9 protein-coding genes and 1 pseudogene are annotated in these 10,712 nt (G+C 74.6%); 8 read left to right on the top strand and 2 right to left on the bottom strand.

Annotated elements, in window-relative coordinates:
• The first annotated feature begins 402 nt into the window (after positions 1-402).
• The 5 genes from E0504_RS46560 (at position 403) to E0504_RS54765 (ending at position 6,009) form a co-directional block, all read left to right on the top strand.
• Complete coding sequence (locus tag E0504_RS46560; RefSeq protein ID WP_198541171.1) at positions 403-933, top strand: TetR/AcrR family transcriptional regulator; 531 nt, start codon at positions 403-405, stop codon at positions 931-933.
• A gap of 311 nt (positions 934-1,244) precedes the next feature.
• Entirely contained in the window at positions 1,245-2,630 is a 1,386-nt protein-coding gene (locus E0504_RS46555; RefSeq protein WP_112104715.1) for an FAD-dependent oxidoreductase, read from the top strand.
• 30 nt (positions 2,631-2,660) lie between these two features.
• Positions 2,661-3,815 carry an acyl-CoA dehydrogenase family protein gene (locus tag E0504_RS46550; protein ID WP_112104709.1) on the top strand — a complete coding sequence of 385 codons (1,155 nt, stop codon included), beginning with the start codon at positions 2,661-2,663 and terminating at the stop codon, positions 3,813-3,815.
• A 92-nt stretch (positions 3,816-3,907) separates the two neighbouring features.
• Entirely contained in the window at positions 3,908-4,219 is a 312-nt protein-coding gene (locus tag E0504_RS46545) for a DUF1330 domain-containing protein (protein WP_112104710.1), read from the top strand.
• Positions 4,220-4,224: 5 nt separating this feature from the next.
• Positions 4,225-6,009, top strand: a complete 1,785-nt coding sequence (locus E0504_RS54765; protein ID WP_131627684.1) for an NAD(P)/FAD-dependent oxidoreductase — start codon at positions 4,225-4,227, stop codon at positions 6,007-6,009.
• A gap of 221 nt (positions 6,010-6,230) precedes the next feature.
• On the opposite strand, the pseudogene E0504_RS54760 reads toward E0504_RS54765, so the two are convergent.
• Positions 6,231-6,644 (bottom strand): annotated as a pseudogene (locus E0504_RS54760) (ATP-binding cassette domain-containing protein); the annotation flags it as partial.
• A gap of 217 nt (positions 6,645-6,861) precedes the next feature.
• Between E0504_RS54760 and E0504_RS46530 the strand changes: the two are divergent.
• The 3 genes from E0504_RS46530 (at position 6,862) to E0504_RS46520 (ending at position 9,140) form a co-directional block, all read left to right on the top strand.
• Positions 6,862-7,725, top strand: coding sequence for a helix-turn-helix transcriptional regulator (locus E0504_RS46530; RefSeq protein ID WP_112104712.1), 864 nt, complete (start codon positions 6,862-6,864; stop codon positions 7,723-7,725).
• A gap of 173 nt (positions 7,726-7,898) precedes the next feature.
• Positions 7,899-8,543: a superoxide dismutase family protein gene (locus E0504_RS46525; protein ID WP_112104713.1), complete on the top strand. Its 645-nt coding sequence runs from the start codon at positions 7,899-7,901 to the stop codon at positions 8,541-8,543.
• A gap of 150 nt (positions 8,544-8,693) precedes the next feature.
• Positions 8,694-9,140, top strand: coding sequence for an SsgA family sporulation/cell division regulator (locus E0504_RS46520; RefSeq protein WP_112104716.1), 447 nt, complete (start codon positions 8,694-8,696; stop codon positions 9,138-9,140).
• A 53-nt stretch (positions 9,141-9,193) separates the two neighbouring features.
• On the opposite strand, the gene E0504_RS46515 is transcribed toward E0504_RS46520, so the two are convergent.
• Entirely contained in the window at positions 9,194-10,360 is a 1,167-nt protein-coding gene (locus E0504_RS46515; RefSeq protein WP_241831116.1) for a nitroreductase family protein, read from the bottom strand.
• Positions 10,361-10,712 lie beyond the last annotated feature (352 nt).

Here is a 10,712-nt window from a genome sequence, read left to right as displayed (position 1 = left end):
ACCGCTTCCGCGGCGTGTAGGAGCGGCGCCGCGCCCCCGCGGCGGGTAAGGCCGGCGCGGCGGGTGGCGCCCGCCGGCCGCGGCAGCCGCCCGCCCGTGACCGAGTGCGCGTCGCGGGCGGGCAGGGCTGGTAGCCTGCGAGTTGGGAGGAGTGTTCCGGTGCCAGCAGAAATCGTCCGGTCCGCCCCGGGCGAGCGGCCCGCCTCCGGCCCGGCCAAGAGCCGCCAGCCGCCAGCCGCTGCCCGGAACGCCAACTCCGGAGCCCATCCCGACTCGGGCCGGGGCGCCGGCAAGAGCAGTGAATCCGGCCGGAACAGCGATGCCGGTGGGTCCGCTGTCACGAGCCCGGCCGAACCGCGCGTCAGGGCGCGCACCCCGGCCCGGGCAACCCGGCGCGACGAACTGCTGCGGGCGGCCGCCCGGCTGTTCGCCGAACGCGGTTTCCGCGGCGTGGGCATCGAGCAGATCGGCGCCGCCGTCGGCATCCGCGGCCCGGGAATCTACCGGCACTTCCCCAGCAAGGACGCGGTGCTCGTCGAGCTGCTCGTCGGCATCAGCCAGCACCTGCTCGACGCGGCCCGCGAGGCCCGCCGGGTCGGCGCCTCCGCCCTGGAGACCCTCGACCTGCTCGTCCGCGGGCACGTCGAGTTCGCGCTCGACAACCCCGACCTGATCGTCATCCACGACCGCGACCTGTGGAGCCTGCCGGAGCCGGCCGAGCGCGAGGTCCGCAGGCTGCAGCGGGCCTATGTCGAGCAGTGGGTGGACGTCCTGCGGCAGGTGCGGCCCGAGCTCGACGCGCCGACCGCGCGGGCGCGTACCCATGCGCTGTTCGGTCTGATCAACTCCACCCCGCACAGCGCGACCGATCTGCACCGGGCCGAGATGGCCGTGATGCTGCACACGATGGCGCTGGGCGCCGCCCGCGGCTGAGCAGCCTGCGCGCCGGGCCGGCTTCTACCGTGCGGGGCAAATCCGTCGCAATCGGAAATGCGGTGACGGTGATGGAGGGAATGGTGCGGGCGGGTGGCGGACCGCGGGCCGCCGGCCGCATTCCGTCATCGCAGTTCTTGCGCCCGGAAGCGCGCTTCTCTACGTTGCGTTGAGGTGGTCGGTACGGCGCGGTCGCGACCTGCATGGGCGACGGCGCCCGAGCCGCACCGGTCAGGGATGCGATCGCGTCGGCGGTCGACGCCCAGGTGACGGGCGGACATCAGCGGGAATTCGGCTGGAGGAGTGTATCGATGCCCCAGGGAGCTGCGGCCGCGCCGTTGACCGTCGCGGTGGTCGGATCCGGTCCGTCGGGCTTCTACGCGGCGGCCTCGCTGCTGGAACAGCACGACGTACCGGTCCGGGTGGACATGTACGAGCGGCTGGCCACGCCGTGGGGCCTGGTGCGTTCCGGAGTCGCCCCCGATCATCCGAAGATAAAGGCGGTGTCCAGCGTGTACGCGGCGATCGCCGCGCACGAGAACTTCCGCTTCTTCGGCAATGTGGACGTCGGCAAGGACGTCACGCGTGAGGAGCTGACCGCGCGCTACGACGCCGTCCTGTACGCCGTCGGCGCGCAGACGGACCGGCGCCTCGGGATTCCCGGTGAGGACCTGCCCGGCAGCGAGTCCGCGGTCGACTTCGTCGGCTGGTACAACGGGCACCCCGACTACGCGCACCTCACCTTCGACCTCAGCGGCGAGCGCGGGGTCGTGATCGGCGCCGGCAACGTCGCCCTCGACGTCGCCCGCATCCTCTGCTCGCCGCACGAGCGGCTGTCCCGCACCGACATCGCCGACCACGCCCTCGACGCACTGCGCGCCTGCGCGCTCAAGGAGGTCATGGTCGTCGGGCGCCGCGGCGCCGCGCAGGCGGCCTTCACGACCGCGGAGCTCAGGGAGCTGCCCGAGTTCACCGAGTCCGGGGTGGACGTCGACCCGGCCGAGGTCGCCGAGCAGGAGGGCGAGGAGGCGCTGTCCCGCCTGGTCAAGCGCAACCTGGCGGTGATGCGTGGGTACGCGCAGAACCCGGTGCCCGCGGGCGCGCGCCGGGTGGCGCTGCGCTTCCAGCGCACCCCGCTGGAGATCCGCGGCGACGGCCGGGTCGAGGAGATCGTGTTCGCCCGCAACGCGCTGAAGGTCGGCGACGACGGCTGGGTCAGCGCCGTCGACACCGGTGAGCGGGAGACCGTCCCGACCAGCCTGGTGCTGCGCGCCGTCGGCTACAAGGGCCGGTCGATCGAGGGGCTGCCGTTCGACGACCGCCGCGGGGTCATTCCGAACGTGAACGGGCGGGTCGAGGGCGTCGAGCGCGAGTACGTGGCCGGCTGGATCAAGCGCGGCCCGACCGGGATCATCGGCACGAACAAGAAGTGCGCCGGCGAGACCGTCGCGCGGCTGCTCGCGGACGTCGCCGACGGCACGCTGCGCCGCCACGACCGGGGCGCCGCGTTCGACCCGGTCGGTGAGATCGACACCTGGCTGCGCGGCCGCCAGCCGCACCTCGTCACCGAGGAGGGCTGGCGGCTGATCGACGCCGTCGAGCGCTCCTCGGGAGAGTCCGCCGGCCGGCCGCGTGTCAAGCGCGTCCTCACCGACGAGCTGCTCGACATCGCGCTGGAGCGCCGGATCGCCTCGTGACGGCGTTCGACGCATGACGGCGTTCGACGCATGAGGGAGCTCGACCCGGAGGAGCGGGCAGTCGTCGACACCGTCCGGGACTTCGTCGACCGCGAGGTCCGGCCGGTGGTGCGCGAGCTCGAGCACGCCAATGCCTACCCCGAGGCGCTCATCGAGCAGATGAAGCGGCTCGGGGTCTTCGGCCTGGCGATCCCCGAGCCGTACGGCCAGGTGGACGTCTCGACCGTCTGCTACGCCCTGGTGACCGAGGAGCTGGCTCGGGGTTGGATGAGCCTGGCTGGTGCCATGGGCGGGCACACGGTGGTCGCCAAGCTGCTGCTGGCGTTCGGGACGGAGGAGCAGAAGCGGCGTTACCTGCCGCGGATGGCCACCGGGGAGCTGCGCGCGACGATGGCGCTGACCGAGCCCGGCGGCGGCTCCGACCTGCAGGCGATGCGGACGACCGCCCGGCCCGACGGCGCGGACTACCTGGTCAACGGCACCAAGACGTGGATCAGCAACGCGCGCCGCTCCGGCCTGGTGGCGCTGCTGTGCAAGACCGATCCCGCGGCCGAGCCCGCCCACCGGGGCATCAGCATCCTGCTGGTGGAGAAGGTCCCCGGGTTCGTGATCTCCCGGGACCTGCCCAAGCTGGGCTACAAGGGCGTCGAGAGCTGCGAGTTGTCGTTCACCGACTGCCGGGTGCCGCGGGACGCGCTGCTCGGCGGGGCCGAGGGCCGGGGCTTCGGGCAGATGATGCGCGGGCTGGAGATCGGCCGGATCCAGGTCGCGGCCCGGGCGACCGGGGTGGGCCGGGCCGCCTTCGACGACGCCCTGCGCTACTCGCAGGAGCGCGAGTCGTTCGGCCAGCCGATCTGGCGGCACCAGTCGGTCGGCAACCACCTCGCGGAGATGGGCACGAAGCTCACCGCGGCCCGGCAGCTCCTGCTGCACGCCGCGCGCCGGTACGACACGGGCGAGCGCGCCGATCTCGAGGCGGGCATGGCCAAGTACTTCTGCTCGGAGGTCGCGATGGAGGTGGCGCTGGCCGCCATCCGGGTCCACGGCGGGTACGGGTACTCCACCGAGTTCGACGTCGAGCGCTACTTCCGGGACGCCCCGCTGATGATCGTCGGCGAGGGCACCAACGAGATCCAGCGCAACGTCATCGCCGCGCAACTCGTCGCACGCGGCGGCCTGCCGTGAGGCCGGCCGAGGCCGGTCGGTCGCGCACCAGCCGCGAGTAGCGAGAAAATGGCCCGTCCCACGCCGTGCACCGCAGTCGCCCAGGAGAGCACATGCCCAAGGGATACGTCATCCTGACCGAGGCCATCAAGGATCCCGAAGGCATGGCGGCCTACAGCCGCCTGTCAGGTCCTTCGGTCGCCGCGGCGGGTGCCAAGGTCCTCGCCGTGGACGAGGACGTCCAGCTGCTCGAGGGGGAGTGGCACGGGAACCGCACGGTCGTCCTCGAGTTCCCGTCGGCGGACGAGGCCCGTGCCTGGTACGAGTCCGACGACTACCAGCGGGCGAAGCCCGTGCGGCAGGCCGCGGCGGACTGCAACGCGGTGCTCCTCTCCGGGTTCGAGATGCCGGCCCGCCGAGCCTGACCGACATGCCGGCAGGCCGGCGTCCCATCGACCGGCACGCGGCGGCGGACACCGCGGACGCGGTCGTCATCGGCGCGGGGGTGAACGGCCTCGTCGCGGCGAACCGGCTCGCTGACGCCGGCTGGGACGTCGTCGTGTGCGAGGCCGCCGCCGAGCCGGGCGGGGCCTGCCGCTCCGCAGAGGTCACCGCGCCCGGGTTCGGTACCGACCTGTTCAGCGCCTTCTACCCGTTCGCCGCGCGGTCCCCGGCGCTGCGCGCGCTTGACCTCACCGACCACGGGCTGACCTGGCTGCACGCCCCGCGGGTGCTGGCCCACCCCACCCCGGACGGCCGCTGCGCGGTGCTGTCCACCGACCTCGAGGGGACGGCCGCATCCCTCGCCGCCTACGCCCCGGCCGACGCGGCGGCCTGGCGGGCGCAGGTCGCACTGTGGGAACGGGTCCGCGACCCGCTGCTCGAGGCGCTGCTGGCCGCCCCGTTCCCGCCGGTCCGGGCGGGCGCACGGCTCGCCCGCGCGCTCGGGGCCGCCGACGCGCTGCGCTTCGCCCGGTTCGCGATGCTGCCCGTCCGCCGGTTCGCCGCGGAGGAGTTCGCCGGCGCGGGCGCCGGACTGCTGGTCGCCGGCAGCGCGCTGCACACCGACCTGGCACCGGAGTCGGCGGGATCGGCGCTGATCGGCTGGCTGCTGGCGATGCTCGGCCAGGATGTCGGCTTCCCGGTGCCGCGTGGCGGCGCGGGCCGGCTGACCGCCGCCCTCGTCGACCGGCTGCGCTCCCGCGGCGGGGTGGTGCGCACCCGAGCCGAGGTGGACGCGGTGATCGTCACCGCCGGCCGGGCCCGTGGCGTGCGGCTCGCCGACGGGACGGCCGTGCGCGCCCGGCGCGCGGTGCTCGCCGACGTGGACGCGATCTCCCTCTATCGGCGCCTGGTCGGCGATGAGCATCTCCCCGCCCGCCTGCTCACCGACCTGGCCCGCTTCCAGTGGGACAGCTCGACCTTCAAGGTCAACTGGGCGCTCGCCGGGCCGATCCCGTGGTCCGACCGCCGGATCGCGGACGCCGGCACCGTCCACCTCGGCGGCACCATGGACGATCTGACGATGATGTCCGCGCAGCTGGCGTGCGGGCTCGTGCCGGCGGACCCGTTCCTCGTCCTCGGCCAGATGACCACTGCCGACCCCGGCCGCTCGCCGGCCGGGACGCAGAGCGCGTGGGCGTACTTCCACCTCCCGCAGTCCCCCCGGGGCGACGCCGGTGGGGCCGGTGTCACCGGCCGCTGGGACGGCGACGACACCGCCCGCCTCCTCGAGCGGGTGGAACGCAAGCTGGAGGCGGCGGCCCCCGGCTTCGGGTCGCTGATTCTCAGCCGCGACACCCAGTCGCCGCGACGGCTGGAGGACCAGGACTCCGTGCTGCGCGGCGGAGCCCTCAACGGCGGGACGGCCGCCCTGCACCAGCAGCTGATCTTCCGCCCGGTGCCCGGCCTGGGTCGCCCGGAGACCCCGATCCCCGGGCTCTATCTGGCGTCGATGTCAGCACATCCCGGCGGCGGTGCGCACGGCGGGCCGGGCGCCATGGCGGCCACGGTGGCGCTGCGCGACGCCGGCCCGGCCGGCCCCGTCCGCCGCCGCGCGTCCGCCGCCGCGCACCGGCTGATCTACGCTGGGCCGGTGGCGTCGCCCGCGGCGCCAGGCCCGGATTCTCCAGGGCCGGCGAGTCCGGGCCCGGCGAACGAGTCCTTGAGCGCCTCCGACACCTCGCGTGCGACCCGTCCGAAAGCGGCGTCGTAACGCAGCGCCGACTCGCGCGGGTAGCCGAACGGGATCTCGATCTCGGCGAGCAGCCGCCCCGAGCGGGCGGACAGCACGGCTACCCGGCTGGCCAGCAGCGCGGCCTCGACCACCGAATGGGTCACGAACAGCCCGGCGAACCCCTCCCGCAGGTGCAGGCGCAGCAGCTCGTCACCGAGCCGCTCGCGGGTGATCTCGTCCAGCGCGCCGAACGGCTCGTCGAACAGGAACAACGACGGGCGGGCCGTCAGCGCGCGGGCGAGCGACACCCGCATCCGCATCCCGCCCGACAGCGCCCGCGGCCGGTACCGCTCGTAGCCCCGCAGGCCGGTCATGGTGATCGCGTCCGCCACCAGGCGGTCGCGCCGCGCCCGGGGGACGCCGTCGAGCTCGGCGAACAGCCCGATGTTGCCCTCGACCGTCCGCCAGGGCAGCAGCGTCGGGTCCTGGAAGATGTAGCCGGGGGAACCCGGCCCGGCGAGCACCGAGCCGCTCGTCGGCGCCGCGAGCCCGGCGGCGATGCGCAGCAGCGTCGACTTGCCCGAGCCCGACGCCCCGATCAGCGCCACGATCTCGCCGGCCCCGACGCGCAGCGAGACGTCCTCCAGCACCCGCGTCCCGTCCGGGAACGTCATGCCGACGCCGTCGAACGCCAGAGCCGTCCCCGGTGGGGCGAGACCCACGGCCGGGGCTGCCGCGGGTCGGGTCCTCGACCTCATGAGCACATCATCCACGCTCGCGGTACCTGGCTGCATGCTGACCGTCAAGCCATGGGAAAATCCGAACGGTACTGACATGCCGGATGTCGGTGACCCGCGGTGAGCGCACCACCGCGACGGCGAGGAGGACACCGTGCCCAACGGCGGGCCGATCGCGCACCGCATCATGCTGGGAGCGCGGCTCCGGAGCCTGCGCGAGGCCACCGGCATCAGCCGGGAGGACGCCGGCTACGAGATCCGGGCCTCCGACTCGAAGATCAGCCGCATGGAGCTGGGCCGGGTCGGTTTCAAGGTGCGCGACGTCGCCGACCTGCTCACGCTCTACGGCATCGTCGCCGAGGCCGACCGGGCGCCGATCCTCGACCTGGCCAGGGAGGCCAACCGGCCCGGCTGGTGGCGGCGCTACGCCGAGGTCGTGCCCGGCTGGTCCGAGGCCTACCTCGGACTGGAGAGCGCCGCGACCCTGATCCGCAGCTACCATCTGCACCTCGTCCCCGACCTGCTCCAGACCGAGGACTATGCGCGCGCGGCCGTCGCGCAGACCAGCAACCCGGGCACGATGAGCGCCGAGGCCGTCGCGCGCACCGTCGAGATGCGGATCACCCGGCAGCGGCTGCTCACCCGGCCCGACCCGCCGAAACTGTGGGCGGTGATCGACGAGGCCGCGCTGCGGCCGCGGATCGGCTCGGCGGAGGTGCTGCGGGCACAGCTCGCACACCTGCGGGAGCTGGCCGCCACGCCGAACATCGTGATCCAGATCCTGCCGGCCGAGTACGGGGGCCACGTCGCCACCGGGGCCTTCACCATCCTGCGCTTCGCTGAGCCCGAGCTGCCCGACGTCGTCCACCTCGAGCACCTGACCGGCGCGATCGACCTTGACCGGCCGGAGGACGTCGACCGGTACGAGGAGCTGATGAACCGCCTCAGCGTCGACAGCACGACCCCGGACGGCCTCACGGCGCGCCTCGACCGCCTCGCCGCGGCGATCGAGCGCTGAGCCGCCCCGGGCCTATCGCCATGGCGACACTCGGTGGCCGGGAGGCGACCGAGAGCCCGAACGCTTCGTAGGGTTGGGCCGTCTACCAGGCCCGGCGCCGTGTCCGGCCTAGATCCTGGCCGCGCACGCGCCCGGGCCGCCGCCGCTGCACGTTCGCCGTCCTGGAGGCTGTCTTGCGACGTCCCCTGTCCCGTACCGTCCTCACCGCCGCGGCGGCCGCCGCCTGCCTGGCCCTGGCGGTCGGGTGCGGCTCCGACGACGGCCCCGCCGCCGCGTCCGCGCCGGAGGTGTCCGGCGATGCCACGTCGGCGCCCGCCACCGGCGCCGCCGGCAGCCTCGACGTCGTGCTGCACGACGCCACCGGAGCCGAGGTCGGCACCGTCACCCTCACCCCCGTCGACGGGGCGGTGCGGGTCGAGGGCAGCCTGCACGGCCTGCCCGCCGGCGGCTACCACGGGTTCCACATCCACCAGAAGCCGGTGTGCGACCCGAAGGCCGCCGACGGCCCGTTCAGCACCGCCGGCGGTCACTTCAACCCCGGGGCGACCACGCACGGCGACCACGCCGGCGACCTGCCGCCACTGCTGGTCGACAAGGACGGCACGGGGGAACTGCAGGCGCAGACGGACCGCTTCCAGCTCGACGACCTGCGCAGCCAGGGCGCCGCGGTGATCGTGCACGCCCAGCCCGACAACTTCGCCCACATCCCCGACCGCTACACCGCGCAGGGCGCCCCGACGCCGGGCCCGGACGAGCGGACCAACGCGACCGGCGACGCCGGCGACCGGATCGCCTGCGGAGTGATCGAGAAGTCCTGACCGCGCCGTGCGGGCCGCGCCGGGGTGCGGCGCGGCCCGCGGCGGCCGCGGACGGTCCTTCGTCCCCCGCTCCTGCGGACCAAGGCAGGGTGAAATCGCCCCGTCTCGGGTGACACCGTGAGGTACAACACCGAGGGTGGGGAGGATCTCATGAGGGGCCGTCCGATTGTGTCCAACGCCGTGACCATGGACGTCAACGCCACCTACCTGACCGGCGCCGAGGCGGGTAAGCGGGTTCCGGTGCTTGTCACCGTCCGCTTCGACCCGCTCGACCCGGTCGCGATCACCCTGCGCACGCGGGTTCCGGACCAGCGGGTCCTCGCGTGGACCTTCGCGCGGGAGCTCCTCGCCGAGGGCGACGAGCGGCCCGTGGGGGAGGGCACCATCCGGATCGCGCCGGTGCTGCGCGAGCGCCGGCGCCTGCTGATCGTCGATCTTCCGAGCCCCGGGGGGCCGGTCACCGTCGAACTGCCGGCGTCCCGGGTCGCCGACTTCGTCCGGCGGACCTACGAGCGGGTGCCCGCCTCCGCGGAGAGCGCCGTCCTCGACCTCGACCTGGACCTCGACCTGGGTCTCGCGGCCCTCGACCGCGGTTGACGGGCCGGCTGCCGGTGGCTTCGGCGGCGGGCCCCCGACCCGCCGCCCAGGAGCTAGCCGAAGGTCAGGATCTCGCCGATCGGGCGCCGCGGGGTCAGCGCGGAGGCCACCGCGTCCCGGCGGGGATAGCCGACCCGAAGGATCATCTGCACGTGCCCGGCGATGCTCAGCATCCGCTCGATCACCGAACGGTACCCGTCGCTGTCGATGGGCTGGCCCATCGGCGACGCGGCCGCGCCAGCCGCGGTCACGGTGAGCAGGACCCGCGCCAGCGCCTGCCCGGCGCGCAGCCTGTCCTCAGCCTGGTCGGCGTCCGTGCCGACCACGACGACGGCGGGGCGCTCCACCGACGGCAGCTCCTCCGGGCGCTGTTCGACGGTCGGGGCGAGACCCGTGTCCGCGTCCGCGTCGGCGCCGCCGTCGGCGTCCTCGGAACGCGGCGCCGCGATGCCTGGCGCGCCGCGGGTGTCGAAGTCGCGCAGCGGGAAGTCGCTGGCCCGTTCGGGGTGATGGGTCGAGGCCACGCCGGTCGGCACCCCGTCGGCGGTCGGGCCCTGCCCGCGCCGCCACGACGCCAGCTCGGCCCGGTAGGCGGGGTCGGCCTGCTCCGCCCAGTCCGCCCGGGCCGCGACCACCGCCGCGTCCAGCCGCTGGTCGGAGTGCGACAGCGGCATCAGCCAGGCGCCCTCGGACTCGGCGGCGCGGCGCATCCGGTCGACCAGGTCGCCGGCGAGCGGGCGTGCCTCGAACGGCCGGCGGTCGGTGTGCCGGGCCCCGGCGGCCGAGAACAGCAGCCGGTCGGAATCCGTCGGCGCCGCCCGCCCGCCGATCCCCATCGACGCGAGGACCAGGTCACCGGACAGCACCGGCTCCAGCCCGCCGGAACCGGTCGCCTCCGGCAGCAGCTCCACCACCGGCTCGAAGCCGAGCACCCGGAACGCCAGCCGGGCGTGCAGCAGCGCCGCGCCGCAGCTCACCAGGAGCTGCCGCCCGTCCGGGTCGAGGACTGCGAGGCGCCGCTCGACGTCCGGCCGCAGCGTCAGCCGGCCGTCGGCGAGACGCCACCGCCACGGCTGGGTGTTGTGAATGGACGGTGCGAGCGAAGCCGTCGTCACGACCTCGACTGCCACCTCGCGACCGACTCCCGCCGTCACCGACTCCATGATCGCGAACTCCCCTCGCCGTGCGGTGGCGTGTTGCGGGTGCACCGTGCCCGGCACGGCCCGTCTCCACGGTAGTCGGCGGCGGGCCGACCGCAGGGTGCCCGACGGGACCATCGTGCCGGCGTGCGGGGGGCCGTGGACGCCAGATCCGTCACGTCCGCGCCCGCCACCGGAGACCGCTGCCGGGGCCCGCCCGCGGCGCCGGGCGCGGGCCCGCCAGCACCCCTCGACACCCGTCAAGCCCGGTCGGCTCGCCGCCCGCCCGCCGCCGGGCGCCGCGGCGGGGTGGCCGGCGCGCCGCGGGGCTCCCGCTCAGAGTCGGACGTCCCGGCGGCGGCGGCCGATGCGACATGGGCGAACGGCCTACGGCGCCCGTATGGTCGCTGCCATGGAGAAGATCCGGGTGTTC

The sequence above is a fragment of the Parafrankia sp. BMG5.11 genome, from assembly GCF_004337455.1.
Note: the sequence above shows the minus strand (reverse complement) of the source record. Positions and strands in the feature narration are given on the sequence as shown.

What these genes read in the sequence shown, in the direction of transcription:
- E0504_RS46555 (WP_112104715.1), top strand. Translation starts at nt 1,245, where the DNA reads ATGCCCCAGGGAGCTGCGGCCGCGCCGTTGACCGTCGCGGTGGTCGGA.
- E0504_RS46550 (WP_112104709.1), top strand. Translation starts at nt 2,661, where the DNA reads ATGAGGGAGCTCGACCCGGAGGAGCGGGCAGTCGTCGACACCGTCCGG.
- E0504_RS46545 (WP_112104710.1), top strand. Translation starts at nt 3,908, where the DNA reads ATGCCCAAGGGATACGTCATCCTGACCGAGGCCATCAAGGATCCCGAA.
- E0504_RS54765 (WP_131627684.1), top strand. Translation starts at nt 4,225, where the DNA reads ATGCCGGCAGGCCGGCGTCCCATCGACCGGCACGCGGCGGCGGACACC.
- E0504_RS46520 (WP_112104716.1), top strand. Translation starts at nt 8,694, where the DNA reads ATGAGGGGCCGTCCGATTGTGTCCAACGCCGTGACCATGGACGTCAAC.